This is a genomic window from Brevibacillus sp. AG (genome assembly GCF_028369215.1).
Taxonomy (GTDB): Bacteria; Bacillota; Bacilli; order Brevibacillales; family Brevibacillaceae; genus Brevibacillus; species Brevibacillus porteri.
This window is the reverse complement of record NZ_JAQMYO010000013.1, coordinates 73,043-99,039: the sequence shown is the minus strand read 5'-3', so window position 1 is coordinate 99,039 and position 25,997 is coordinate 73,043. Positions and strand designations below refer to the sequence as shown.

Below are 25,997 nucleotides of genomic sequence, written 5' to 3'. Positions count from 1 at the left end.
GCTAGTAACCTCCAGCCATGGAATGAAGCTTTTTCCTTGCCTCGAACAAAGGATTGGGAACTTCATGTAAATGATAGTTCTCGTTTGTTGTATATAGCTTTTTCTTGGTCAATTTCTCTACCTGCACGCTTGGAACAAACAGATCAAATCGCTTAAATCGCTCCGCCAATTCCGGGAATCGTTGTTGGTGACCCTCCAATACCTTTACGGCCATCTCCCAGAATTGCTCTTCGGCATATCCGTAATGCTCCTCTAACACCCGTGCGAGTTGCCCCAGATTGATCAGAAATAAAGTCTCTAACGTCAAATCTCTGACTGTTGATGTTTCATTCATGTGGAACATTACATCATCTGGCTTCGTTGCGTAATATTCATGCACGTCCGCGAAGTTCGGGCATTTGTCTGGCTCACTCAAGAACGGTTGGCAAAAAATCAAATCTTCATGAAAATCCTTTAATGCCACTCGAGTAGGGACACCATCCCGATGCACCAAGACCATATTCTGCCCGTGGGATTCCATCGCAATCCCGTGTTTCACCAATATATGAACGACCGGCACTACACTGTTTTCCAATAATCGCGCAAGCCAATTCTCTAGCCCTTGCTCACGAATCCAACGATCAATGAATGGCACCCCATCCACCTCTACTGCCGCTAATGCGTTATAAGGTACCGCATCTTCTCCCGCTTCGAGATGAGGGATGAGACTTTCTCTCCACATGCACCCAATTACTCCGAATGTAACCATTTCCACCAGATCAGAAGCAGGTGGAGGATCGTATGCCACTGCCGCAAACTCTTGGAGCATGATCACCTTTTGTTCGTCTCGTAAATACGAATCTGCGTCCGTAATCCCCTTGAGCCACCTCGAAACAATGGGGGCACTTGCCAGTGAATGGGGAGTGAGATGACGTGGCGCTGATGTATTCACCACGTTGATCGAGAGTTTCAGATACGGTTTATGCGGATTACTTTTGTTAGCAAAGGTCCGGATGGATTGTTGTGGACGATGACCATCAGCCCCTACTCCTAACACAATAATCTCTTTGCGATGGATATCGTCCAGGAATCCTGGCACGACATGGTTACGCCACTGCCAAGGATGGACAGGCACGAAGGCATACTGCTCAGGATCGCATCCATGATTGACGATGATTTGCTGAAAGACTTCTTTTTGTTCCCGTCCTATTTCCTCCAAAAGAAGGTCATCGAAATTTCTCCCTTGATCAATGGACACTTGAGAATATTGTTTTTTTATCGCTAACCAAAGAAAACGAACTTCCTGCTTAAATTCAGGACCATAAGCAAAATGATCTATGTAGGTAAATCCAACACGTGATTTATAGCTAGGGTGGTAAGGGTGACCGTCCATCAGATCACCTTCGAGCTCATCGTACGATTTGCCCTGCATCCGAATATCATTTTGTACCCGATAGTATTGGGACAATGTATCCTTTAACAACGTTTGTTCCAAATCATTGGCAAATAGCTTCAGTCTTTGTTCATCTACCGTATTCATTCGGAAGACTTCCACTAAAAAACGCGTGAGGGATATCGCTTCAAATTCTTGCTGGGCAACTCCGCTTTGATCGTAAACAATACGAGTAACAGGGTCGTTCCCTAAACGAACAAGCCCAAAACTAGCAATCCTCCGCCCTCGGCAACGATAGCGAACAGGCAGGTCACCCTCATCAAGTCCATGTAGGGTGTAAATCGTCTCGTCACCTTCTTGCAGGGTCTCAGGAATCACAATTCCCTCATATAACAAAGACTCTATGCATTGTCGAAACACCCTTCTTCTCACCTGCACGTACTGTGTCGAGTGAAGTGCCTCTTCAATCGAGAAATCCTGTAAAGTTAACTCCATACCTTATCCTCCAAATCTCTTCAAGCTAGACGCTAGTAAGCTATCCAAAAGCATGCAGCCCTGCCTTTTCGGTCTGCTTTACTTTTGCTAAAGGATTATCTATGTAAACAAAAACAGATGATCGCTCTTCCGGTTGGGTTAATTCATCCAGATCATAGAAGCGCGTGAGCAGATTCGCCTTACACGGAAGCTGTTCACGAGTAAGTAGATTCTCCAGAAACTTCGACGCCTCTCGATTCATAGGTAAAAATTCCGTCAAAACCTCATGCATCTCTGCCAATAAGATTTTTTCATCAATTAATCCTTCCGTTCCAAATCCATTGATGAGTCCAAACATATGGTTAAAAACCATGTAATAGGTGATTCGCTCGTCTACAAGATGATCTTTGTAGATGTTTTTACTCGCCTTGCCAATCCCAGGCAATTCTGTCTCTAATACTTCTTGCATTGATTCTGAGAAATAATAGCCTTGATTATCACGATAAAAGAACTGAGCGGGGTATCCGTCTTTCAGAGTGACAACACTATTCTGTTGATGGGCTTCCAAGCCGATTCCGTATTTTAGATAGAGCCATACCATTGGCTTCAAAGAAATATCTACATAGCGCTTAAACCATTCCAAACTAACTACTTCCAGTGCCTTCCCTTCTTTTTGTGCCAGATGGTGAATGAGCGTTGCCAACCTACTCTTGTACCCAGGAAGTGGATCTTGTACGAGTGCAGCGATTTGGGTGACCTGACGAGCATGACTCCCCATAAAGGGATTATCACGCAGGATTACTTCAAATCCCGTTTCTTCCGCCTGATCCAACGTGATCGTAATGTAAGCCGGATCAGAGATAAAACCAAAGCCTGGATACTTGCGACTTACCTCACCAATCCCTGTTTCAAGAAGTTGTTTCGCCTCTAAACCAATCTCCATTTCACTTAACTTATTGATCCGTAAAGAATTCGTAACTTTGATAGGGACGGACAGCTTGAGCATGTATTTCTTTTCAGGATGATAAACCGTTCTGAGAGAAGATGTTGCCATATACTCCTCACCTGCTGGTCCTATGTAAAGAAGTAACCCTTTCTCGATCAAGGATTGAACGGCTACCTGTTCAAGCAACCATTCTGCTTGAAGCGGATGAATCGGGACGATTGAAAATGATGGATCGACATCAGATATCGAAGGAAACTCACCCTTCAGTAATTGCGTAGCGGATTCTGTTAGCCCAGATTTTTCGTGAACAATTGACGGATGGGCAGCAAACAAGTGGAGTTGAAACTTCCCGCAACACTCCGGTGCATACAACGCTTGCTTGGCCTCAGGAATTCCTTGCTGACTCTTCGGTGTTGGATGGAACAAGTGACCGAACAAAAGCGCCTGCTCTGCTTCGATGAAGCTTTGTTCCACTCCGTATAAAATCTCCCCATTACTTTGGCGAGTCCGAACAAATTTCTCAATGCTTTGGCAGCTTTGAATCATGCGCAAGACTAATTCATCTGGAACGGCATTTTCCCCATGCTGAAGCGTTAGTTCTTTAATCAAAAGAACCGCTAATGTCAAATAGTCCGCCTGAACGAAACGCGTACAGTCACCACTTCGGTAGCAAGCTGGATAATGAAACAAATGCCTGCCAGTCACCGAATGATATTTCACACCGACATAGAGGGAAATCCCCTGATGCGGGAGTTCGCAATGAAGGTACGTACCTGTTGTACTCGGCTGTATGATTTTCGTTAGCTGCTTCGTAATCTCGTCTTTCCGATCGATCCACTCGCCCCTACCTGTTTCTCGGAGATAACAATTGAGAAAGCTCTGCATCGTTGCATGCTCTGCGATATGCTTGACTACGAACATGTTACCTCTCCTCTTGCTTGATCCAATTTTTTATTCAAGCATTGTGACTTACATAACTGGTAAAACGTCCCATAAATAATGTAAACGATTATCATTCTCATTTCAAGCGATAATATTCATCTTGTACAGTTAGGAGAGATGAGCTGACAGAAACATTAGTTCCTCCTTCCTACATAAAAAGAAAAAAGATGCTCATTTATCAGCATCTTTTTTCTCATGATTCGTCCATCTGTTCTGCATAGACAAAGACTATCTCCCGGCGTGCTTACAAGCTAACGTTTTTCATAAAATTCATACGTTTCCCAGTTAAGCTTGCCCGGACCAAAATCGTAAATATGAATAGAAGCAAGATCAGCAAAATAAAACGATTTACCATCACCTGCCCACCCAATCAGTTGATAATTGTCCTTATCCTGCATGTAGGTGCTCAACAGCCCGGGATTTACATGATTGCCGAAAGGATTTCCGTATTTGTTCGGTTCATTGAAGACGAACATCAACATGTAATTATCCTGGGAACTGGACCAGCTCAAAAGTTGTTCAGCAGCAAACTGATGGCCAATTGGCGACCATAGGATTCTTCGCAGGGCTGCTGTGTACTCCTCTACGACCTTTAAAAAGTTCTTTTTCCCCGTTTGCAAATCCAGCACATATTCTTCTTGTTCTGTCTTGATATACTGATACTTCATATCGCTGGAGTAAGAGGGAAGAGCGGTCGTTTTGTGATCCGTTTTCATCCCTGTGGACATGTCCAATTCTTTGGAAGCTTCTTTCGTTAAGTAAAACAGCTTTTTGGAATTTGGCATCCAATAATACTTCTCTTCTAGTTCAGCTTTGTCTTGTCTCCACTCATATTGATCATGCTTTTTGATTTGAAGCGTTGGCAGATGTTGAATGTAGAGATGAGCACTTCCTTTTGAATCAGCGGCTTTTTCATCCTTGCGGGTAAAAGCCAAGTACTGTTCATCCGGTGAAATCGCAAAATCGAGCACTGGATACTGGACAATGCCCGGAACGAGCACGGTCTTTTTACCGTCTGTCGTTGTCAGCCTAACGATTCCGTCATTTTCACGGATGTACAGTACGTCCTGCTTGTTTGACCACTTGGCAATGCCCGACAATTGCATCAGCTTTTTCGTCTGAATGTCGTACAGGAAAGGGATTGTCGGATCTTCCTTACCATACCCGATTCGTTCTCCGTACACAAATCTCCCTGAGGGTGAAATGCTTGCGCGATGAATCAAGGGCATGTTGGTTTGGATTTTTTTCGTCTTTCCATCCGGGGTCGCATGATAAATCGTCACCATGTCAGGTTTTCGCGGGTCCTGTGATGTAGGAATGGCTGCACCCGTCTGTCCAGGAAAAAAGGAACTTAACAGTGTAGCTAGCAAACATGAGAGCAAGAACTGTTTTTTCATTAAGGTCCTCCTAATCAGTTATCAATACTCAGACGTGCCCCATTACCATTTGGTTACCAAATTTTATACAAAAAAGAAAAAAGATGCCGATTCATCAGCATCTTTTTTCTCATGATTTAGTCCAGCTCTTCCGCATCTACGACATTGCGACCTTTATCCGCATGTCGCTCGATACCGAGTTGCACCAGACGATCGATCAGCTCGCCGTAGCTCACACCCGCAGCTTGGAAAAGCATAGGATACATACTAAACGGCGTAAAGCCTGGCATCGTATTCACTTCGTTGATATAGAGCTTGTCGTTTTTCTCATCCCAGAAAAAGTCTATGCGGGAAAGGCCAGAGCCATCGAGTGCTTGGAAGGCCTGCTTGGCTATATCCGCGATTTGTTCGGATACATGCTCGGGAACGATCGCAGGAATGGAGAGCTCTGTTCCCGCCCCTTTGTACTTGGCTTCGTAATCGTAAAATTCTTTAGCAGCAATGACTTCCCCAACGACAGATGTCATCAGCTCTTCATTCCCCAAAACGCCAATCTCCAACTCACGTACTTGAACGAACTCTTCCACAATCAATCTGCGGTCAAATTTGGCAGCTACCTCTAATGCGTGCTTGAGCTCCTCACGATTTTTCGCTTTGTTAATCCCTACACTGGAACCCATATTCGCTGGTTTGACGAAACACGGATAGCCAAGTTCACGCTCGATCCGATCCATGACATCGTCCTGGCCTTTTTCCCATTGCGAGCGCAGAAAGCCTACATATTTCACTTGCGGAAGTCCAGCCTGTGCAAAGACAGTCTTCATCATCCATTTATCCATTCCGATAGCGGAAGCCATTACTCCGGTTCCCACGTACGGGATATTCGCCAATTCCAACAATCCCTGGATCGTCCCATCTTCGCCAAATGGTCCGTGAACCACAGGGAAAACAACATCCAATTGCTCATTCATAGCAAACAGCGGCCCTGGTTGGCTTGCAACCGCCAGCTCTTTCCCTGTCTCTGTTGCCTCAGTAATGGCTGGCGTTTTTGCCGATAAGCGCAACGCTTCGATCGTCTCCGGCAGTTGACCTGCCAGTGTTTCTCCAGTCACCCAAGAGCCATCCAATTGAACGTACACAGGGGTTACCTCATATTTATTTGCATTTACGGCCTGCATAATGGACATAGCCGTACGCAATGAAACTTCGTGCTCTGAGGATTTTCCTCCATAAATAATGCCCAGTCGGATCTTTTGATTTCCCATCTGTGTCATGCTCCTTTCCCCTCCGTATGAAAACCGGAGAGTCTACCCAGTTTCTACTCTCTCCTATGCTATGCAAAAGCCCAACATCTGCTCTATTTACCGGGCCGAGCCCGTCATTTAGCATACACAAACCAAACGCCAAAAACAAGAGAAGCAAGTATCACCAGCTCACGTTTTTTCTCATACATATAAATAAAATTCCTGTCATGGAGCTATTTTTCTGGAGGGATTTCCATGAGAGATTATTTGTTGTACTGCACATATTGCTCTTCTTACACTTTATTGCACAGCTATGATAAGGAAAGCGGGTCTTTCTTGGGGGAATACTCCCTGCTGCATAACAACTACACCCGAGACGCAATCGTCTTGAACAAATTTCTCCTCGCCCATCTCGGTCATACCATCCGTACCATTCCCTCTAAGACGGATGACTACCGCCATATCATCTGCAACTCCTCCCATTTTTTGGAGGATGATATCGACAAGTACGTGGAGGAAAGTCAGCAGCGGGCTAAGTTCAAGGAGCGTGATCGGAAAAGCGAACGGGAAATTGGTCAGGTACAGCTGTATTTGGTCGAGCATCTCTTGAACCACGAGCTTCAGAACTTAAGCCAGGCCCGCGCTTCTACCCCCGCCGAAGGACAAGTCTTTTTAGGCAAGGAGCTGGGGTTCAAGCAGGCTCTCGATCTCGTCAGGCGTGTAAAAAATGACAAGCAATTGTCATGAGCACTTATTTCTTTATTCGAAATGATTCACATTCTTTTGCAACTCTTTCCGCTCATCGCGCGTATAAAAAGAGAGACGATGATACAAGCGGGGGGAAAGAACATGTTTGAATACAAATTCGTCCGAGTTGAGCTGTCCTCTTTTCGACGCCAACCAAAAGAAGATTATCAGACCGTTGTCCACGAGCAAGCCAAGGAAGGCTGGCGTTTGGTGCAAATCTTTGCTCCAAGCATCGGGGGCGATGGTATGGCCAAATACTTCGAATTGATTTTTGAAAAACCAAAGTCTTAAATCAAACTGAAACCGAATAGAAAAACAGCGCCGTATGAAAGCGGACGCTGTTTTTCTTTTTTTCTATCGACGATCTCTTACTTCAAAGATGGCAAATTTCAAGTAATGAGCCTCATCAGCCCCACTAATTTGCGGATGATCCTTGCCCGCGCCTCGCCATTCAATCAGGCGCAATATCTTTTTCGCATCGACCGCTGCCTCTTGAATCGTTTGCAGGAACAGCTCAGGTGACATATGGTACGAGCAAGACGCGGTAACGAGAAATCCGCCTGGACGAACGAGCTTCATCCCGTTTAAGTTAATGTCTTTGTAACCGCGACAAGCGCCTTTCACTGCTCCACGCGATTTTGCGAATGCTGGTGGATCAAGAATGACCACATCCCAGTTCTTACCTGCCTCTACATTTTCACGCAAGTAATCAAACGCATTAGCCACAACAAAATCTACGCGATGCAAGAAGCCATTGAGTGTAATGTTTCGCTTCGCTGTTTCGATGGCGTGATCGGAAATATCGAGGGCTGTCACCTTTTTCGCACCGTGCTTGCAAGCATTCAGGGTGAAGGAACCAGTGTGTGTAAAGCATTCCAATACCTCAGCGCCATCCCAAAACGGATTTTTGACCACTTTACCTCGCTTGTCTACAGGCACCTGCTTTGTCTCGCCGTCTACTTCCATGCTCGTCAGGGTAATACCGTGCTTTTCGCCCCAGCCTTTCATCAAAGGCGCGATGGAAGCACGATTTTCCCTCTGATCATAGAAAAAGCCGGTCTTTTGCCCCTCTACGATATCCACATAGTATTTCAATCCGTTTTCTTCGATCAATACCTCACGTGGGCACTCTCCATACAGGACTTCTTTGCCCTGTGACAGTCCTTCCAGTTCACGGACATGTACATCATTGCGCAAATAAATACCGGTCGGTGCAAATACCTCTACGAGTGCATCCCGAATCCAATCGATGCGCTTCTCCATCCCCAATGAGAGGACTTGGACAACCAATGTGTCTTCGTAGCGGTCGACGATGAGTCCTGGCAAAAAGTCAGCTTCCCCGTAAATGACACGGCAAGCCCGCGGATTGTCCACAAATCTCGTCCGGAATTCTGCCGCCTGTTTGATTTTGCGCAAGAAAAAGTCATAGTCGATCTCTTCCTTTTGGTCATAACTCATAATGCGCACGATCATTTGGGAAGCTGGGTTAATGTAGCCCTTTGCCAAAAAATACCCTTTGTGATTGGTGACCTCGACGATTTCACCTGGTTCTACATCCCCTTGAATTTCTAATACCTCCGATTGAAAAACCCACGGATGTCCTACTTCTAGCCGCTTTTTCCGATGTTGATTCAATAGCACACGTGCCATGCAGCTATTCCTCCTCTTGTCATGCTTGCCCTTGTACAGGCATAGCGTTATAGTAACTTGCTAAAAATGGACAGGGAGGAACGTATCTTGTGATAGTCTCCATCCTCGCCCCTTTTACCTTTGGGCTCACTTTTTTTCTTTTCGGTATGTACGCCATGCGCTCCGGCTTTCAAAACCTCGCCGGCAAAAAAATGGAAGAATGGATGGGGCGCTTTACACGTACCCCGCTCCATAGCTTCTGGATTGGTCTCTTCGCTACTTTTGTCTTGCAAAGCTCAAGTGCGGTAACCGTCCTGACAATTGGGCTGACGAACGCAGGCATCATCCAGTTCACACAAACCGTCGGCATCATTTTGGGAACCAATCTGGGCACGACAGTGACAACGGAGCTGGTAGCGCTCAAGCTCGAGTCCTTTGCCATTCCCATGCTTCTCATCGGAGTCGCTCTGTGGCTGATGCCGCGCCGAAACATTCGTTGCATTGGTCTCGTCGTCGCCGGCTTCGGACTGATCTTCCTCGGAATCGATACATTGAAAGTCATGGCGAAGCCTTTGGAGCAGTCTGAGACGTTTCGTTCCCTTTTTCTGGAGAGCAGCCATTCCATCTGGATCGGTTTGATCACCGGGATCATTTTCACCGCTCTCATTCATAGCGGTTCCGCTACGACCGTGATCACGATGGGCCTGCTCAGTCATCAAATTCTTTCGATGGAAACGGCACTCGCCATCGTATTGGGCGCGAACGTCGGAACTTGCTTTACCGCTGTCATCGCTGCCATTGGCACGAATACGGCATCCAAACAGGTCGCATGGTGCCATACGCTCTTCAACGTCGCAGGCGCGATTGTTTTTTTACCGTTTCTTTCCCAGCTTGCCCTCGTCAGTGCATTTTTAACGGATAGTCCTTCTATGCAGATCGCCCATTCACAGACGATCTTCAATCTCGTCTGCTCGCTGGTCGCGCTGCCATTCGTGCCGCAGATAGCCCGGTTTATTCAATGGCTGATCCCTGATAGGCGTCGTCCTACTGACCTCACCTTCAGAAAGAAAATGGTATCAAGTAGATGGAAGTAATGACGCCTGCCACGATCATTGCGACACTGGACGCTGCCGTTTGAACGGGAGAAACGCGGTTCAAGCTAGCCGTACCAATGGCGTGTGCACTCGTACCAATGGCGATACCGATTGCCCAATCATCGGTGATTTTTCCCCATTTGAGAACAGGACGGGCAATCATTACACCGACCATCCCTGTCAGCGCGGTAAAAAAGGCTGCAAGCGCAGGTTCCCCACCTATGGAACGACTCAGCTCCAACGCAATCGGGGTGGTCACGGATTTGCTCAGCATGCTTTTGTATACGAGCTCATCTGATCCCAGACACCAATGAACCGCCATAACGACGATGATTGCAACTGCACAGCCTGCACATACACCAAGCAATACACCACGCCAAATATGAGCAAACTCCTTGATCTGTTTAGCCAGCGGAATAGCGAGTGCAACTGTTGCAGGGCCTAGCCAAAAGGAAATCCACTGGCCTCCAGCTGCAAACGCCTCCCAATCGCCGCTAAACGCCCACCACATGGTCCAGACCAAGATCACAGCCACCAGGAGAGGCTGCAATCGTTGGAATCGGGCGTTGATCATTGTTGCACCTTTGTACCCTGCTATCGATACCAAAATGGCGAAAAATTGACTAAGCATCCAGAGTCCTCCTCTCTTGCTGCGAGGACGATTCTGATTTTTGTTTATGATGCTTCAAATACCATTGCACGACCACACCCGTCACAAGCATGACTAACAATGGACCGAGTACCATCGATAGTATAATTGGCAATGGATTTTGCGTGAATACGTTTAAATAGGAAGCAACTCCGACGATGATCGGTACGAAAAAGAGCAACATGTGTCGGATTAGAAAAGTACCCGCTTGTTCCACCCAATCCATTCGTATCCATCCCATACAAAGTCCCAGAGTTAACAGCAGCATTCCCACCAAGTTACCGGGCAGGGGAATATGCAGCCATTTGCTCGCAGCTACGCCTACTCCATAAAAAGCCAACAGGATGACGATTCCTTTAACAAATTTCATTTTGCTAATCTCCTCCCCGCTCCCTATCCTCTCTCTATAGGAACATCAGCATGCAGGACGGAAAAAGCCCGGCCTTTCCTCGGCCAGGCTTTTCTTTCGTATTAGTATCCGCTGCCTGTTGTTTTTGCTCCAGTTACAATGGAAACACCGGAGCTTGTACCGACACGACTCGCGCCTGCTTCGATCATCGCAACCGCTGCTTCGCCGTCACGAACGCCACCAGACGCTTTTACACCTACATTTGGTCCTACGGTTTTACGCATCAGGGCGATATCTTCAACCGTTGCTCCACCTGTTGAAAATCCTGTGGAGGTTTTTACGTAATCAGCACCAGCCTCTACGGAGAGCTTGCACGCAACTACTTTTTCTTCTTCGGTCAAGAGGCAAGTCTCCAGAATCACTTTCAAGAGAATATCGCCAGCAGCTTGCTTCACAGCAACGATGTCTTTTTTGACAGTTTCCAGGTCGCCGGATTTCAGGGCACCTACGTTCAGTACCATATCTACCTCAGTCGCTCCGTTTGCAATCGCATCGCGGGTTTCGGCTGCTTTGGACTCGATCGTGCTCGCTCCCAGAGGGAATCCGATAACCGTGCACACTTTTACATCAGAACCTGCCAGGAGTTCAGCAGAGCGTTTTACCCAGTAAGGGTTTACGCATACAGACATGAAATCGTGCTCTCTTGCTTCTTGGCACAGCTTGTCAATCATCTCTTGTGTAGCATCAGGCTTCAACAGCGTGTGGTCGATATATTTGTTCATGTTCATAGAACTACACCTCTATCCCTAATTGTTCGAATGCAAGGCGAAAAATGCTGTCATTGTTACGGTATCCTCGTTGCAGTTGCAAATCCCAAGCTTCCTTAGCTGAATGCCAATGAACATCATTGATTTCTTCTAGCTGTACGGTGATTTCTGTGTTGTAAGCTTCTACTAAATAATAATGGACTTCTTTGTCGATGGATTCGCCCGTCACCGGATGCGTATACACGTAGGTGATCATGTCGAGCTTGGACCCCAATCGTCCTGCTACGCCTGTTTCTTCCAAAACTTCGCGCAGAGCCGTTTCTTCGATGGTCTCGCCCATCTCCTGCTTCCCTTTTGCGAGTGTTACTTTGCCATAGCGGTCTTCAATCAATAGGAGCATGTACTCTGTGTCTTGCTTCTGGTATACAACGCCTCCTGCCGATATCTCCCTCATATAGCTCGCTCCTTCAGGTAAGGCAGCGCCTCTGTTTCCACTACGCGGACAAAAGTCCCTTTGCAGTATTCCGAGCCTGGTTCATCCAGTCTGACCTTGCAAATCTTGCCGATCATGCTCTCATCGCCAGGGAAGACGACGTTCAGGTAGTTGTCCGAATAGCCCATCAGAAGACCACTATCAGGTGCTTCTTTAAATGGACGCTCCGGAATAACTTCCAGTACATCCCCTACGAATTTCTTGGAGTATGCCAAGGTCAATTCCTGATTAAGCTCTAGAAGCTTCGCTACGCGCTCGTTCTTTTCCTCTTCAGGAATTTGATCCGTCATACGCGCTGCTGGTGTACCTGTACGCATGGAGTACGGGAATACATGCATCTCGGCAAAACCGATTTTCTTCATAAACTCGTATCCGTTCCAGAATTGCTCTTCGGACTCACCCGGGAAGCCTACGATGACGTCTGTTGTAATCGCTGCTCCTGGCAATGCTTCGCGTACTTTGACCATTCTTTCGTAAAACTCAGCCGTCGTATACTTGCGGCGCATGCGTTTCAACACTTCGTCATCGCCCGCTTGCAGCGGTACATGCAGATGGCGCACGACACGATCGGAGTTGTTGATGACCTCGATCACTTCATCGGTGATTTGGCTCGCCTCGATCGAACTGATACGGATGCGCTTGAGGCCTTCTACTTGATGAAGGTCAAGCAACAGCTTGGCCAAATTGTAGTCTTCCAAATCCTCGCCGTATCCACCCGTATGAATCCCAGTCAAAACGATTTCCAGATAGCCCGCTTCCACCAGCTTTTGGGCCTGTTCGACGACGCTTTCCGGTTTGCGGGAACGCATCAGACCGCGCGCCCAAGGAATAATACAAAACGTACAAAAGTTGTTGCAACCCTCTTGAATCTTGAGGGAAGCACGTGTGCGATCCGTAAAGTTAGGAACATCCAGCTCTTCGAATTCGCGCGCTTTCATGATGTTGCCAACTGCATTGATCGGCTGGCGCTCTGTACGAATTTGATCCACGTACTCGATCAGCTTCTCGCGCCCTTGTGTACCTACTACGATATCCACACCGGGAATTTGCGCAATCTCACTTGGAGAGGTTTGCGCATAGCAGCCAGTTACGGCTACGATCGCCTCAGGATTACGACGAATCGCACGACGAATCACTTGGCGACTCTTCTTATCTCCCGTGTTCGTCACGGTACAAGTATTAATGACGTAAACATCTGCATCATCTTGTTCAAAGTCGACTCTCTCGTAGCCGTCTGCCTTGAACAATTGCCAGATGGCCTCTGTTTCATAGCTGTTTACTTTGCAGCCCAATGTATGAAAAGCAACGGTAGACATTGCCATTCCTCCTTTTCCGTGAAAAACGTCTCGATGTTTTTCATAAAAGTGGATGTGACCGCTTGCGGTCAACCAAACGGTCATAACCGTTTGATTCCTGCTCATCCTTTGCGAAGTGATGAAGCCTTTCGTTCAAACTGATAGGAAGCGCAGGCCAAAACGTACTGGCTTGCCGTTTCCGTGCGCAAAATGCGCGGGCCGAGAGAAACTGTCAGGAACCCTTTGCTCTCTGCTTGTGCCACTTCCTCAGGAGAGAAGCCTCCCTCCGGTCCAACGAGGACGAGAAGTGAATCGTCCACAGTCATCTCTTCTAGCACTTGATGAATCGTCGTACTGCCTTCTTTTTCATAGGCAATGGCGCAATGCGTATAAGACTGGCCAGCTTGAAGTATCTCACGAAATGAAACAGGAGATAAAAGCTCTGGCAAAACAGTGCGATGAGACTGTTCAGCAGCCTCTTTGACAATCTTGCGCCAACGCTCCAGTTTTTTTGCTTCTTTTTTGGCATCCAGCTTTACGATGGTTCGCTCAGAAGAAAACGGGAAAAAAGAGTACGCCCCAAGTTCCGTCCCCTTTTGCAAAATCCACTCGAGCTTCTCGCCTTTTGGAAGCCCCTGACCAATTGTGATCCGGATCGGCAGTTCTCGTTCTTCTTGAAGCATTTCCATTACTTCTGCCCGCACTTCCTTGGCAGAAAGGTAGACAAGCTTGGCCCGTGCAGACCTGCCCGCTCCATTAGAAACGATGATTTCTTCGCCTTCCCGAGCACGCATTACATTTACGATATGGTGTACATCGTCTCCGACAATCGTTAGCTCATTCTCACTAAAGGAATGTGGCTCGACAAAATATCGTTGCATCTCGCCAACCCCACTATTCTATCGTTTTTTTGCTACAATTGCTACCCAGTCATCGATGAAAATGGTTTCCACGACCTCAAGACCTGAAGCCGCCAACGCCGCTTTTACATCCGCTTCACGTGCAGCAATAATACCAGAAGAGATAAAGGTACCACCTGGCTTCAACACGCGGAATACATCGTCGGTGAAACGCACGATGACTTCTGCCAAAATGTTAGCCACGACCACTTCCACCTGCTCCTCGATGCCGTCGAGCAAGTTGTTTTGTCTCACGTTGATATGCTCATGCACACCATTCAGTTCGGTATTGGCCTGTGCAGAGCGTACGGCTACTTCATCCAAGTCCATCGCCAGCACATCTTTTGCTCCGAGCTTGATAGCAGCAATACTCAAAATAGCTGTGCCTGTCCCAACATCATACACCTGATCGCCTTTTGCCATGTACTTCTCGAGTGCACGCAGACAAAGGATGGTCGTCGGATGTGTACCTGTTCCAAATGCCATGCCTGGGTCCATCTCGATAATAATCTCATCGGAATTCTTCGGTTCGTACTCTTCCCATACTGGCTTGATGGTCATGCGATCAGACACATGAACCGGTTTGTAATATTTTTTCCAGGCGTGGGCCCATTCATCTTCGTGGACATCGTTTACAGCAATCGATGCCTTGCCGATATCCAGACCGTACTCGATCAACTGCGCCAATTGCTCTTTCAGCTCTTCAACTACATCAAGCAGCTCGCTGCTGTCAACCGGCAGGTATGCTTTAACGAATACGCCCTCGGCTGGAAAATCATCAGGAGAAAGCTGGTAGATTTCGCCAAAGGGGGTATCCCACTCACGATAAAGCACCTCCGGGTCTTCAATTACGACACCATTGGCACCCAATTCATACAAGAGGCTTGACACCGCCTCCGTAGCCTCCGCTGTAGTATGGATACTGATTTCTGACCATTTCACGAATCTACCACTCCCCACATAAGCTCCCAATCGGGCTTTTCATTTAATCGACTTCGCTACATGAAACTTTAGGCAGAAAGCGGACAAAACCGCGACGGATTACTCGCCGCGGAATGCCCGTTTCATTTTTTCGAAAAAGCTTTCGTCTTCTCCCCCATGCTGCCCTGGCTTTTCTCCAGACAGTTCGGCGAGCTCACGCAACAATTCCTTTTGTTTATCGCTTAGCTTGGTCGGTGTAATGACGCGCACTTTCACATGCTGATCACCTCGGCCGTTTCCACGCAAATGCGGAACACCTTTACCACGCAAGCGGAAGAATGTTTCTGTTTGGGTACCCGCCGGGATCTTCAACTTCACGCGACCATCGACAGTCGGCACTTCGATCTCATCTCCAAGTGCTGCCTGTGCGTAAGTAAGCGGAACCTCACAGTAAATATCATTTCCTTCACGCTCAAAAAACTCATGACTCTTCACACGCAATACGACGTACAAATCTCCAGGAGGTCCACCGTTTGCGCCCGGTTCTCCCTCGCCTGTTACGCGCAATTGTGCACCATCGTCCACACCTGCTGGGATGTTGAGATGAATTTTGCGGCGTACCTTGACACGTCCATTGCCACGGCAAGTTGAACATTTTTCTTTGACGACTTTCCCTTTTCCTTCGCAAGTCGAGCAAACACGGCGATTGACGATTCGGCCAAATGGCGTGTTCGCCACCACTTCTTGTTGTCCAGTTCCGCTACAAGTCTTACATGTATCTACACCGGAACCAGGCTTCGCGCCAGAACCAAGGCATGTATCGCATTCTGCTTCTTTTGGAATTTCCACGTCGGTTTCTTTTCCAAAAATCGCGTCGATAAAGTCAATGCTGAGGCCAAATTGCAGATCAGATCCTTTGCGTGGTGCATTTGGATTCGAACGTCTGCCGCCACCACCGAAGAACATATCAAAAATATCTCCGAAGCCGCCCATGCCTGATCCATCAAAACCTCCGCCACCGAAGCCCTGATTCGGGTCTTGGTGACCAAAACGGTCATACTGCGCACGCTTTTGTGGCTCGGACAGGATGTCGTACGCATCCTTTACTTCTTTGAACTTTTCTTCCGCGTCAGCCTCTTTATTTACATCCGGATGGTACTGGCGAGCCAGCTTGCGATACGCTTTTTTAATTTCATCAGCGTCCGCGTCCTTGGCAACGCCTAGAACCTCGTATAAATCACGTTTCATCTCCTACATCACTCCCATGACAGTCAACTGTTATCATAGCATGTGACAGACTTGAAAAAAAGTCAAAGTCAGCATTCCGTGACTTTGACTTTCATGGGTCACATCGTGGGAAGTGAGGGAAGAAATCTCTCCCCTCACAGTTCCAGCGTGTTACTTTTTATCGTCTACCACTTCGTAGTCAGCATCAACAACATTGTCTTTCTTCGGCTCTTGACCTTCAGCGCCGCCTTGTGCTGCTTGCGCTTGAGCAGCCTGCTCGTAGAGCTTCACAGAAATTTGTTGGATGATCTCGGACAGTTCATCTTTCGCTGTCTTGATCTCTTCGATGTTGCCGCCTTCCAGAGCAGCTTTCACTTTATCTTTTGCAGCGTTAGCGCGGTCGATTTCAGCTTGATCGATCTTGCCTTCTACTTCTTTCAGTGTTTTCTCAGTCGTGAATACAAGCTGATCAGCTTCGTTGCGAACTTCCACTTGCTCTTTGCGTTGTTTGTCCGCTTCTGCATTCAACTCGGCATCTTTTACCATGCGATCGATATCATCGTCGGACAGGCCGGAGTTGGAAGTAATCGTGATACGTTGCTCTTTTCCTGTACCCAGGTCTTTTGCACGTACATTTACGATACCGTTCGCGTCAATATCGAAGGAAACTTCGATTTGCGGGATGCCGCGTGGCGCTGGCGGGATATCAGACAGGTTGAAGCGACCGAGAGATTTATTGTCGTTCGCCATTTGACGCTCCCCTTGGAGAACGTGGATTTCTACAGATGTTTGGTTGTCAGCAGCTGTAGAGAACACTTGGGATTTGCTTGTTGGGATCGTCGTGTTACGATCGATCAACTTGGTGAATACGCCACCCAATGTTTCGATACCGAGGGACAGTGGAGTTACGTCGAGAAGAACGACGTCTTTCACGTCACCAGTCAGTACGCCCGCTTGAACAGCCGCTCCCAGTGCTACTACTTCGTCTGGGTTTACACCTTTATGTGGTTCTTTTCCTGTAAATTTCTTGATTGCTTCTTGTACCGCTGGGATACGAGTAGAACCACCAACCAGGATAACGCGATCCAGTTCGCTTGGAGTCAGACCAGCATCTTTTAGCGCTTGACGAGTTGGGCCCATCGTACGCTCTACCAAATCAGCGGAGATCTCTTCGAATTTTGCGCGAGTCAGGTTCATCTCCAAGTGTTTTGGACCTGTTGCATCTGCTGTAATGAACGGCAGAGAAATAGTCGTAGTCAAAACACCGGACAGATCTTTCTTCGCTTTTTCAGCAGCGTCTTTCAAACGTTGTTGTGCCATACGATCCTTGGACAAGTCGATGCCATGTTCCTTTTTGAATTCGCTCACCAGGTAGTTCATCACTACATCGTCGAAGTCGTCTCCACCCAGCTTGTTATCACCGGAGGTCGCTTTTACTTCGAAGAAGCCGTCGGACAATTCGAGAATGGATACGTCAAAGGTACCGCCACCCAAGTCGAATACGAGAACGGTTTGATCTTCTGTTTTCTCCATACCGTATGCAAGTGCAGCTGCGGTTGGTTCGTTCACGATACGCAGTACTTCCAAGCCAGCAATTTTACCAGCATCTTTTGTTGCTTGGCGTTGGCTGTCATTGAAGTATGCTGGAACCGTAATCACTGCCTGCGTCACAGGTTGACCAAGGTAGCTTTCCGCGTCTGCTTTCAGCTTTTGCAGAATCATAGCAGAAATCTGCTCAGGGGAGTATGCATTACCTTCAAGCGTTTCTTTATGAGCAGTACCCATGTGGCGCTTGATGGAGATTACGGTATTGTCTGGATTCGTGATCGCTTGGCGTTTTGCCGCTTCCCCAACGATGCGCTCGCCGTTTTTGAATGCTACCACGGATGGTGTAGTGCGGTTACCTTCCGCATTGGCAATAACGACAGGCTCTCCGCCTTCCATTACTGCTACACAAGAGTTGGTTGTTCCCAAGTCAATTCCGATTACGCGACTCATACAAAATGTCCTCCTAACACTATGCTTCTAGTGAATTTACGTTTTTTGAGATTACTCGTTCACTTGTACCATCGCCGGACGAACGACGCGGTCTTTGAACATATATCCTTTTTGCAGCTCGGCTACCACAACACCTGATTCAAACTCAGGGTCTTGTGTTTGCATAACCGCCTGGTGGATGTGAGGGTCAAATGGTTTTCCTTGAGCCTCGATTGCGGCCAAGCCTTCTTTATCGAAAACTTGGACCATCTGGCGATATACCATGTTTACGCCCTCCAAGAGGGAGTCTACCGTCATGGAATCCTTGTCAGCGGCAAGTGCTCGCTCGAAGTTATCGAGAACTGGCAGAAGCTCTTCCACGATTTTAAGAGAAGCGTATTTAGCCAGATCTTCCTGCTCTTTGCGAACACGGCGGCGAAGGTTATCCATATCGGCCATGGCACGCAGCATGCGGTTTTGATGCTCTTCGGCCTGAGCCTTCCAGTGAGCAGCATCCTGCTCCCCGTTCATTTCGGTTGCAGTCGTTTGGTCTGCATCCTCTGCTACTTGTTCTTCTTCGAGAATCGGGTCTTGCGCTACTTTTTCCTCGCTCAACTTCACTACCTCCTGACGGCCTTTCCCAGTCAAAAGACTGTTTAGCCATTCACTCCATTTATTTCTCAAACTGCGAAGTCAGCATGCGCGATAGGCCTTCCGCTAAATGGTTGAGCACCGTAATGACCTTGCCGTATTCCATTCGCGTCGGACCAAGTATCCCCACCATTCCTACCGGCTTGCCTCCAAGCGAATAAGAAGTGGTAATAATACTGCATTGCTTAATCGCGTCTAGCTGGTTTTCCTGTCCGATGCGTACCGTTAAACCATCACCCTGCATGCCGATCACATTCAGCAATTGATCGTGCTGCTCCAATAGCTCCAGAATATCCTTGACTTTATCCACGTCTCGGAATTCCGGCTGGTTCAAGATCTTGGTCGCACCGCGTAAGTATACTCGTTCTTCTTCTTGTGTCAGCGAGTTGTTGAGGAACTGAAGAATTTCTTCATACTGCTCCGTATGACGTTGCATTTCACCGGAAATCTCTTGATAAAGACGTTGCCGCAGCTGCCATAGTGGTACATCGGTCAGCTTTCCATTCAACAGATTGACGAGTCTCTCGATTTCCCCGGCACCAATGCCTTCTGGAAGATCGATCAGCTTGTTCTCCACTCGTCCGGTATGCGTCACCACAATCGCCACAGCCTGTGTTTCATTCAGAGGAACGATTTGAATATGTTTTAACCGATGCTCAAAAATCTCTGGACCCAAGACAATCGCCGTGTAGTTTGTCAGTTGAGAGAGAATCTGGGCAGTGTACTCTACCACTTGTTCAGAATGGAGAATACGTTCGGCAAACAACTGCTTTAGTTTACCCAATTCAGCTTCCTCCAAAAGATGAGGCTGAATCAAGTTATCGACGTAGAAGCGGTATCCTTTTGTAGAAGGCACACGTCCCGCCGATGTGTGGGGCTGTTCTAGGTATCCCAGCTCTTCCAAGTCAGACATCTCGTTGCGTATCGTTGCCGAAGAGAATCCGATGTCGTCCCGTTTGGAAATGGTTCGGGAGCCAACAGGTTCGGCAGAATGAATGTAATTATCGACAATCGCGTTTAAAATCATTTGTTGACGGTCTGATAACATGGATGTCGCTCGCCTCCTGTTGGATTGTTAGCACTCATGCTTATCGAGTGCTAAATCTATATACTAAGGTATCAATAGTAGAAGGATTTGTCAACGAACTTGAGCGAGTTCCGGAGACAAAAAATCTCATTTTTCGCGAGTTTCCTTTGTACTTAACGGAGAAAGCGCGCAAATACCTCATTTCCGAGCGGAAGCCCCTGTTTCGTCAGCTTCAAAAACCCGTCCTGTTCTTCCAGCATTCCTTTGGCTACCTCCTCTTCTATTATTGTCCCAAAAACATCATGAACAGTTGCACCAAAACGGGATGCAAACGCCGAAAGGCCAACTCCTTCTCTCAACCTCAGCCCCAAAATCATCTGTTCCTCCATGGCATCCTCGCGCGGCACCTCGAATTGTTCAACACGCGGCAGCCCTTCCGTGCACTTCTGCATGTAAATCGCAAGCGGGCCAGCATTCACGTGTCGATGGCCGCACACATAGCCGTGGGCACCTGCACCCACCCCATAATATTCACGATTGAGCCAATAGGTTTTATTATGTTTGCTCTCGAAGCCCGGTTTTGCAAAATTGCTGATTTCATACTGCTTGTACCCGTGACGCTCCATCTCTTCTATTAATACCATGTACATCTCAAGCTCCGTCTCTTCCGATGGCAGTGGCAGCTGATCCTTCTGGTAGAGCGTGTGGAACAGCGTGTTCTCCTCCACCTTGAGACTGTACGCGGAGAAATGGGTGGTACCTAGCCCAAACGCCTTGTCCAACGTCTGGCGGAAAATGTCTAGTGTCTGATCCGGCAATCCAAACATCAGGTCGATGCTGAAGTTGTCGAAGCCTACTTTTTTCGCATTATCGATACTGCGGTACACGGCTTCCTGGTCATGGATTCGTCCCAAACGTTTTAAGAGCGCGTCGTCAAAGGACTGCACACCAAAACTCAGACGATTGACACCCAGCTCACGCATGATTCGCAGCTTTTCCACGTCTGTCGTTCCCGGATTCGCTTCCATTGAAAACTCGATATCATCCGCCCAGTACTTGCCCAATTGCTTTTGTACGATTTCCAAAAACGCGCGCATTTGGGCATGATCGAGAAACGTAGGCGTCCCTCCGCCGACAAAAATCGTTTTCACCTGCTCGATCGGTTGCTGGCTAAAGGTAAGCTCCATCTCGCTTTTCAATGCGTCTAAGTAATCCCAAATGAGCTGCGGATTGTTCGTCACAAATGAGTTGAAGTCACAGTAGTAGCATTTATTTGTACAAAAGGGAATGTGAATGTAAACCGATTGTGGCATCATGTCCCTTTCCCTCCTTTTATAATTGAGTTGTTCAAAAGACAACTTTTTGACAACCTCTTTAATGGAAAAGACCTGACACAAGGTCAGGCCTACTTCTTATCATCCATGCGTAAAACAGCCATATACGCCTTTGATTGACCTCGTTATTTTATTGTAACACAGTAAATGAAGAATCGACTGCAAACATTGATACAACAGGCATTTGTAACAGCTTGATTATCATAGTGTATTTTTCTATATCGAGTCAAACATGACTTTTATGCTCCTAAAAGTAGTCGTTATTCAGTGGAGAGATTTTCGTAAAAAGCCGGTTGTTCAAATTCGTGAATGAAACGTTTCATTTCGAATAGACATGTTAGAGTTGTTACTTGTTTTTGAGGAGGATTATGAAATGACTGATCTCTATTCCCGTATTTCTCAAAATGATGCTGCTGTTCTTCTGATTGATCATCAAACCGGCCTTATTTCTGGACTTGTACGTGATTACGGGGTTGATGAATTCAAGAACAATGTCATGGCTCTAGCTAAGACCGCGAAATTTTTCAATTTGCCTGTCATTCTTACCACAAGCTTCGAGAGTGGTCCAAACGGTCCATTAATCAAGGAACTTGTCGAACTCTTTCCAGAAGCTCCCAAGATTGCTCGTCCAGGACAGATCAATGCGTGGGATAATGAGGATTTTGTAAAAGCAATCCAGGCAACTGGCAAGAAGCAACTTATCATTGCCGGTGTGGTTACCGATGTCTGCGTAAGTTTCCCTGCACTTTCCGCTCTTCATGCGGGGTATGAAGCATTCGTTGTCACCGACGCTTCTGGCACTTTCAGCAAACAGGTAGCGGAGGCCTCGTTAATGCGCATGGCACACGCTGGCGTGCAACTCATGAACTGGTTTAGTGTAGCGTGCGAGTTACAACGGGATTGGCGCAACAACGTCGAAGGTTTTGGTGATTTACTAGCCAGTAACCTTCCCGGCTATCAACATGTAATCGAAAGTTATCGAGCGCAGAACGAACTTGTCAAATAGAACCCACTTGGGGTACCTCCATATTGTTGGCGGTACCCCTTACTATTACTTGCTTCCCTAATCCATTTGAATAATGTCTCCTCCATTACTTGATACTACAAACAAGTAAAGGAGGTAGTTCTGATTGTCACCAACCAATAACGATTCCCAAGCAAAATCTAATTGTCCACCAGATTGTAACTTACCAAATCCAGAATTTCCGCCATCGAGTGAAGTCCCACATCCACCAACTCCTTGGCCACCACACAGCCTCGATCCCCATCCCCCAACTCCTGTACCACTCCCCCCAATCAATCCACACCCACCAGCGATACCACCTGTAACCAATCATCCCCAACCACCACATCCTTGGTGACCACTCGATCCTCCTCAGGGTCAAGTTTTCATGTCACCAGAACAGAATCTGCCAAAAAGAAAGACGACAAAAGCAGTTTGAAAATTCTGCGTATGTCGTCGCATTCTACATCCCATTTCATGCCGTTAACCTTCGGGTAAATTATGTATGAAGGTAAATAAATCCCCCACCATTTCGCCAATTTGGTGGCAGTACGGTGGGGGGGGAGTGCTACTTCTTATCATCCATGCGCAATACAGCCATAAATGCTTCTTGTGGTACCTCTACGGAACCGACAGACTTCATGCGCTTCTTTCCTTCTTTTTGCTTTTCGAGCAGTTTGCGCTTACGTGAGATATCCCCACCGTAACATTTGGCAAGAACGTTTTTACGCAACGCACTGATCGTTTCACGAGCTACAACCTTGTGCCCGATCGTCGCTTGAATCGGCACCTCGAATTGCTGGCGAGGAATCAATTCCTTCAGCTTTTCGCAGATGACCTTACCGCGAGCATAGGCTGTATCTTTGTGTACGATAAACGACAGAGCATCCACCACTTCGCTGTTGAGGAGAATATCCATTTTCACCAGCTTGGAAGCTTTGTAGCCACCCAGTTCGTAGTCAAAGGACGCATATCCTTTTGTTCCCGACTTCAGCATGTCAAAGAAATCGTAGACGATCTCGGACAATGGCATGTCGTACTTCAGCTGCACGCGATTCTCACCTAAGTACTGCATGTCAAGAAACTCACCGCGCTTACCTTGGCACAGCTGCATAACATCGCCGACGTATTCTTTTGGCACCATGACCGTCGCAGTAACGTAAGGCTCCTCGACCATTTCGATCTTTTGCGCTTCTGGCATTTTAGACGGGTTGTCGATTTCGAATACTTCGCCGTTCGTTTTGGTAATGCGATAAATAACGCTCGGCGCGGTAGTAATCAAGTTAATGTTGAATTCCCGTTCGATCCGCTCCTGGATGATCTCCATGTGCAGAAGTCCCAAGAAACCACAACGGAAACCAAAGCCAAGTGCTTGGGAAGTCTCCGGTTCAAACTGCAGAGACGCATCGTTGAGCTGGAGCTTTTCCAACGCATCACGCAGATCGTTGTACTCGTTTGTTTCGATTGGGTACAGACCGCAGAATACCATCGGGTTAATCTTGCGGTAGCCAGGTAGCGGTTCAGGTGCAGGGCGATTCGCATCTGTAATGGTATCCCCCACACTGGTGTCTCCCACCGTTTTAATGGAAGCTGCTACGTAACCTACGTCTCCAACCGTTAACTCTTCAACTTGTGTTTGGCGTGGTGTAGAGGTACCGATTTCTGTTACCTCAAACGACTTGCCTGTTGCCATCATCTTGATTTTCATACCCTTTTTCAAGGTCCCGTTGATGACACGGATAGAGGCAATAACGCCACGATACGCATCAAAATAGGAGTCAAAAATCAAAGCTTGCAGAGGTGCATCTGGATCTCCCTCTGGAGCCGGTACTTTTTGCACAACCGCTTCCAGCACTTCTTTAATCCCGATACCTGCTTTGGCAGATGTCAGAACCGCGTCGCTGGCATCCAGACCAATTACGTCTTCAACCTCTTGCTTCACGCGCTCAGGCTCTGCGCTCGGCAGGTCGATTTTGTTGATAACCGGAATGATCTCCAGGTCGCTGTCCAACGCCAAATAGACGTTTGCCAATGTCTGGGCTTCGATCCCTTGTGCCGCATCCACGACGAGAATAGCCCCTTCACAAGCAGCCAAACTGCGGGATACTTCATACGTAAAGTCGACGTGTCCAGGGGTGTCAATCAGGTGGAGAATGTATTCCTCACCGTCATCTGCTTTATAGTTCAAACGCACGGCATTGAGCTTAATCGTAATCCCGCGCTCTTTTTCCAGCTCCATCGTGTCAAGAAACTGGGCTTCCATCTCACGTGCAGTCAAAGCACCGGTCAGCTCCAAAATACGGTCTGCCAGCGTCGACTTTCCATGGTCAATGTGGGCGATGATGGAAAAATTTCGTATCCTTTTTTGTCTTTCACGACGATCCATGTGTTGTTCGTTCCCTCCCACGCGAATCCATTCAAACGTTCAGATTGCGCCTCACAAAAAATACACTAACAGTAATTATAACAAACCGATGATATAAAGAGCAACCAAAGAGAATCGGGCATTTGCCTCCTTTTTCTCGTATCCAAACTTTTCCTGTGCTAAAGTGGTAAATAGCATGGAGTGATCCGCTGCATGAGCATGGAGCTGCGAAACGCCTGGCCGCTACACGTACAAAAGTTGCGGAAGCATTTAACGATTCCTTAGGCGATACCGCCGTGAACACAACGAAAGAAACGGAGAATGATCAAATTGAACAGCGTTGACTCTTGCTTGCATTGCTTGACGATAGCAGATATTCCCGGACTCATTGCCTTATCTGATTCCGTAGGCTGGGATTACGACGAACCTGAAATTCACACAATTCTGTCTATCGGTACCGTATTCGGTCACAAAGACGCGAGTGGCACCCTCCTTTCATGTGCGGCTATCATCCCGTACGATGACAAGCTTGCGAGCATCGGTATGGTGATCGTCCATCCCTCGTCACAAGGCAAAGGATTTGGCCGCCAGCTCATGCAGGCTTGCATGACGTCTGTTTCTACCGATACAACGATCATGCTCATTGCAACTCCAGAAGGAGAGCCATTGTACAAAAATCTCAGGTTCCAGACAGTGGATCGTATTCGAAAGTTTATAGCTGAACGCTTTGTGCCTGAAGCACCTCTGCAAAACGAAGCCATTGACGAATTTGAAATGGTACCAATGGATTTGGACGATTTCTCGAGTGTGGTTGAATTGGACAAAGCAGCACTAGGTAGCAGACGCACTCATTTTCTCGAGACACGCATGAGACAAGCCACCACCTGTCTGGTAGTCAAAAATCGCTCCAGCAAAATCATCGGGTATGGCTTCGCCGTCCAAGGCCCGGTCAACCTTATCGCGGGACCGATCGTCGCAGAAAATGCGATCATGGCTGAACACATCCTGTACAAGCTGACACAAAATCATACCGGACGTGTGCGGATAGACGTTCCAGATGAGCAAACAGCATTTCACACTTATTTGGAGCAAAACGGCTTCATACAGGTTTCTCATCCCCCAGTGATGGTTGCGAATACTGATAGCCTGCCACGCCGGGCTGGGACGTACTGGGCGATAGGTGCTCAAATATACGGATAATCATGAACAGCTAAAA

Annotated in this window: 24 protein-coding genes; 5 read left to right on the top strand and 19 right to left on the bottom strand. The window is 47.5% G+C overall.

What is annotated here, in order from left to right:
• Position 1: 1 nt before the first annotated feature.
• From POF51_RS27080 to POF51_RS27065, 4 genes are all read right to left on the bottom strand, one after another.
• A complete protein-coding gene (locus tag POF51_RS27080; RefSeq protein WP_069850279.1) occupies positions 2 to 1,867 on the bottom strand; it encodes an IucA/IucC family protein in 1,866 nt (621 codons plus the stop codon).
• A gap of 40 nt (positions 1,868 to 1,907) precedes the next feature.
• A complete protein-coding gene (locus POF51_RS27075) occupies positions 1,908 to 3,713 on the bottom strand; it encodes an IucA/IucC family protein (RefSeq protein ID WP_069850281.1) in 1,806 nt (601 codons plus the stop codon).
• A gap of 272 nt (positions 3,714 to 3,985) precedes the next feature.
• Positions 3,986 to 5,131, bottom strand: a complete 1,146-nt coding sequence (locus tag POF51_RS27070; protein ID WP_069850282.1) for a hypothetical protein — start codon at positions 5,129 to 5,131, stop codon at positions 3,986 to 3,988.
• A 116-nt stretch (positions 5,132 to 5,247) separates the two neighbouring features.
• Positions 5,248 to 6,375, bottom strand: a complete 1,128-nt coding sequence (locus POF51_RS27065) for a D-alanine--D-alanine ligase (protein WP_069850726.1) — start codon at positions 6,373 to 6,375, stop codon at positions 5,248 to 5,250.
• A 234-nt stretch (positions 6,376 to 6,609) separates the two neighbouring features.
• Between POF51_RS27065 and POF51_RS27060 the strand changes: the two genes are divergently transcribed.
• Positions 6,610 to 7,101 (top strand): hypothetical protein, encoded by a 492-nt coding sequence (locus POF51_RS27060; RefSeq protein WP_271756485.1) that lies wholly within the window; start codon positions 6,610 to 6,612, stop codon positions 7,099 to 7,101.
• A 102-nt stretch (positions 7,102 to 7,203) separates the two neighbouring features.
• Positions 7,204 to 7,392 (top strand): DUF4177 domain-containing protein, encoded by a 189-nt coding sequence (locus tag POF51_RS27055; protein ID WP_069850289.1) that lies wholly within the window; start codon positions 7,204 to 7,206, stop codon positions 7,390 to 7,392.
• A 63-nt stretch (positions 7,393 to 7,455) separates the two neighbouring features.
• Here the strand turns inward: POF51_RS27055 and POF51_RS27050 are convergent, their stop codons facing one another.
• Positions 7,456 to 8,751 carry a class I SAM-dependent rRNA methyltransferase gene (locus POF51_RS27050; RefSeq protein WP_271756484.1) on the bottom strand — a complete coding sequence of 432 codons (1,296 nt, stop codon included), beginning with the start codon at positions 8,749 to 8,751 and terminating at the stop codon, positions 7,456 to 7,458.
• Positions 8,752 to 8,840: 89 nt separating this feature from the next.
• Between POF51_RS27050 and POF51_RS27045 the strand changes: the two genes are divergently transcribed.
• Complete coding sequence (locus tag POF51_RS27045) at positions 8,841 to 9,824, top strand: Na/Pi cotransporter family protein (protein ID WP_017247725.1); 984 nt, start codon at positions 8,841 to 8,843, stop codon at positions 9,822 to 9,824.
• Here POF51_RS27045 and POF51_RS27040 read toward each other — a convergent pair.
• From POF51_RS27040 to hemW, 12 genes are all read right to left on the bottom strand, one after another.
• Positions 9,790 to 10,455 (bottom strand): LrgB family protein, encoded by a 666-nt coding sequence (locus POF51_RS27040; RefSeq protein WP_017247724.1) that lies wholly within the window; start codon positions 10,453 to 10,455, stop codon positions 9,790 to 9,792. The genes POF51_RS27045 and POF51_RS27040 overlap by 35 nt on opposite strands.
• Positions 10,448 to 10,843 (bottom strand): CidA/LrgA family protein, encoded by a 396-nt coding sequence (locus POF51_RS27035; RefSeq protein ID WP_017247723.1) that lies wholly within the window; start codon positions 10,841 to 10,843, stop codon positions 10,448 to 10,450. The genes POF51_RS27040 and POF51_RS27035 overlap by 8 nt, the downstream gene beginning before the upstream one ends.
• Positions 10,844 to 10,944: 101 nt before the next feature.
• A complete protein-coding gene (gene deoC / locus POF51_RS27030) occupies positions 10,945 to 11,610 on the bottom strand; it encodes a deoxyribose-phosphate aldolase (protein WP_069850293.1) in 666 nt (221 codons plus the stop codon).
• A 4-nt stretch (positions 11,611 to 11,614) separates the two neighbouring features.
• Entirely contained in the window at positions 11,615 to 12,043 is a 429-nt protein-coding gene (locus POF51_RS27025; RefSeq protein ID WP_017247721.1) for an NUDIX hydrolase, read from the bottom strand.
• Complete coding sequence (mtaB, locus tag POF51_RS27020) at positions 12,040 to 13,398, bottom strand: tRNA (N(6)-L-threonylcarbamoyladenosine(37)-C(2))-methylthiotransferase MtaB (protein WP_017247720.1); 1,359 nt, start codon at positions 13,396 to 13,398, stop codon at positions 12,040 to 12,042. The genes POF51_RS27025 and mtaB overlap by 4 nt, the downstream gene beginning before the upstream one ends.
• Before the next feature lie 101 nt (positions 13,399 to 13,499).
• Positions 13,500 to 14,258, bottom strand: coding sequence for a 16S rRNA (uracil(1498)-N(3))-methyltransferase (locus POF51_RS27015; protein ID WP_069850295.1), 759 nt, complete (start codon positions 14,256 to 14,258; stop codon positions 13,500 to 13,502).
• A gap of 18 nt (positions 14,259 to 14,276) precedes the next feature.
• The gene (prmA, locus tag POF51_RS27010; protein ID WP_069850298.1) at positions 14,277 to 15,218 is read right to left on the bottom strand and encodes a 50S ribosomal protein L11 methyltransferase; all 942 of its coding nucleotides are present in this window, start codon (positions 15,216 to 15,218) and stop codon (positions 14,277 to 14,279) included.
• A gap of 99 nt (positions 15,219 to 15,317) precedes the next feature.
• Positions 15,318 to 16,445, bottom strand: coding sequence for a molecular chaperone DnaJ (gene dnaJ / locus POF51_RS27005; protein ID WP_017247717.1), 1,128 nt, complete (start codon positions 16,443 to 16,445; stop codon positions 15,318 to 15,320).
• Between the two features lie 150 nt (positions 16,446 to 16,595).
• Positions 16,596 to 18,422 (bottom strand): molecular chaperone DnaK, encoded by a 1,827-nt coding sequence (gene dnaK / locus POF51_RS27000; protein ID WP_017247716.1) that lies wholly within the window; start codon positions 18,420 to 18,422, stop codon positions 16,596 to 16,598.
• Positions 18,423 to 18,473: 51 nt separating this feature from the next.
• Complete coding sequence (gene grpE, locus POF51_RS26995; protein WP_069850300.1) at positions 18,474 to 19,016, bottom strand: nucleotide exchange factor GrpE; 543 nt, start codon at positions 19,014 to 19,016, stop codon at positions 18,474 to 18,476.
• A gap of 58 nt (positions 19,017 to 19,074) precedes the next feature.
• Positions 19,075 to 20,100, bottom strand: coding sequence for a heat-inducible transcriptional repressor HrcA (gene hrcA, locus POF51_RS26990; protein WP_069850302.1), 1,026 nt, complete (start codon positions 20,098 to 20,100; stop codon positions 19,075 to 19,077).
• Between the two features lie 152 nt (positions 20,101 to 20,252).
• Entirely contained in the window at positions 20,253 to 21,395 is a 1,143-nt protein-coding gene (gene hemW / locus POF51_RS26985) for a radical SAM family heme chaperone HemW (protein WP_069850304.1), read from the bottom strand.
• Positions 21,396 to 21,786: 391 nt separating this feature from the next.
• Between hemW and ycaC the strand changes: the two genes are divergently transcribed.
• A complete protein-coding gene (gene ycaC / locus POF51_RS26980) occupies positions 21,787 to 22,419 on the top strand; it encodes an isochorismate family cysteine hydrolase YcaC (protein ID WP_069850307.1) in 633 nt (210 codons plus the stop codon).
• Positions 22,420 to 22,577: 158 nt separating this feature from the next.
• Here ycaC and POF51_RS26975 read toward each other — a convergent pair whose 3' ends face one another.
• Positions 22,578 to 22,709, bottom strand: coding sequence for a hypothetical protein (locus POF51_RS26975; RefSeq protein ID WP_271756483.1), 132 nt, complete (start codon positions 22,707 to 22,709; stop codon positions 22,578 to 22,580).
• 275 nt (positions 22,710 to 22,984) lie between these two features.
• The gene (lepA, locus tag POF51_RS26970) at positions 22,985 to 24,802 is read right to left on the bottom strand and encodes a translation elongation factor 4 (protein ID WP_017247703.1); all 1,818 of its coding nucleotides are present in this window, start codon (positions 24,800 to 24,802) and stop codon (positions 22,985 to 22,987) included.
• Positions 24,803 to 25,102: 300 nt separating this feature from the next.
• Here lepA and POF51_RS26965 point away from each other — a divergent pair, with 300 nt between their 5' ends.
• Complete coding sequence (locus POF51_RS26965; protein ID WP_069850309.1) at positions 25,103 to 25,981, top strand: GNAT family N-acetyltransferase; 879 nt, start codon at positions 25,103 to 25,105, stop codon at positions 25,979 to 25,981.
• Positions 25,982 to 25,997 lie beyond the last annotated feature (16 nt).

Coding starts and splice junctions, on each gene's coding strand:
- POF51_RS27080 (WP_069850279.1), bottom strand. CDS start 1,867: ATGGAGTTAACTTTACAGGATTTCTCGATTGAAGAGGCACTTCACTCG.
- POF51_RS27075 (WP_069850281.1), bottom strand. CDS start 3,713: ATGTTCGTAGTCAAGCATATCGCAGAGCATGCAACGATGCAGAGCTTT.
- POF51_RS27070 (WP_069850282.1), bottom strand. CDS start 5,131: ATGAAAAAACAGTTCTTGCTCTCATGTTTGCTAGCTACACTGTTAAGT.
- POF51_RS27065 (WP_069850726.1), bottom strand. CDS start 6,375: ATGGGAAATCAAAAGATCCGACTGGGCATTATTTATGGAGGAAAATCC.
- POF51_RS27060 (WP_271756485.1), top strand. CDS start 6,610: ATGAGAGATTATTTGTTGTACTGCACATATTGCTCTTCTTACACTTTA.
- POF51_RS27055 (WP_069850289.1), top strand. CDS start 7,204: ATGTTTGAATACAAATTCGTCCGAGTTGAGCTGTCCTCTTTTCGACGC.
- POF51_RS27050 (WP_271756484.1), bottom strand. CDS start 8,751: ATGGCACGTGTGCTATTGAATCAACATCGGAAAAAGCGGCTAGAAGTA.
- POF51_RS27040 (WP_017247724.1), bottom strand. CDS start 10,455: ATGCTTAGTCAATTTTTCGCCATTTTGGTATCGATAGCAGGGTACAAA.
- POF51_RS27035 (WP_017247723.1), bottom strand. CDS start 10,843: ATGAAATTTGTTAAAGGAATCGTCATCCTGTTGGCTTTTTATGGAGTA.
- deoC (WP_069850293.1), bottom strand. CDS start 11,610: ATGAACATGAACAAATATATCGACCACACGCTGTTGAAGCCTGATGCT.
- POF51_RS27025 (WP_017247721.1), bottom strand. CDS start 12,043: ATGAGGGAGATATCGGCAGGAGGCGTTGTATACCAGAAGCAAGACACA.
- mtaB (WP_017247720.1), bottom strand. CDS start 13,398: ATGTCTACCGTTGCTTTTCATACATTGGGCTGCAAAGTAAACAGCTAT.
- POF51_RS27015 (WP_069850295.1), bottom strand. CDS start 14,258: ATGCAACGATATTTTGTCGAGCCACATTCCTTTAGTGAGAATGAGCTA.
- dnaJ (WP_017247717.1), bottom strand. CDS start 16,445: ATGAAACGTGATTTATACGAGGTTCTAGGCGTTGCCAAGGACGCGGAC.
- dnaK (WP_017247716.1), bottom strand. CDS start 18,422: ATGAGTCGCGTAATCGGAATTGACTTGGGAACAACCAACTCTTGTGTA.
- hrcA (WP_069850302.1), bottom strand. CDS start 20,100: ATGTTATCAGACCGTCAACAAATGATTTTAAACGCGATTGTCGATAAT.
- hemW (WP_069850304.1), bottom strand. CDS start 21,395: ATGATGCCACAATCGGTTTACATTCACATTCCCTTTTGTACAAATAAA.
- ycaC (WP_069850307.1), top strand. CDS start 21,787: ATGACTGATCTCTATTCCCGTATTTCTCAAAATGATGCTGCTGTTCTT.
- lepA (WP_017247703.1), bottom strand. CDS start 24,802: ATGGATCGTCGTGAAAGACAAAAAAGGATACGAAATTTTTCCATCATC.
- POF51_RS26965 (WP_069850309.1), top strand. CDS start 25,103: ATGATCAAATTGAACAGCGTTGACTCTTGCTTGCATTGCTTGACGATA.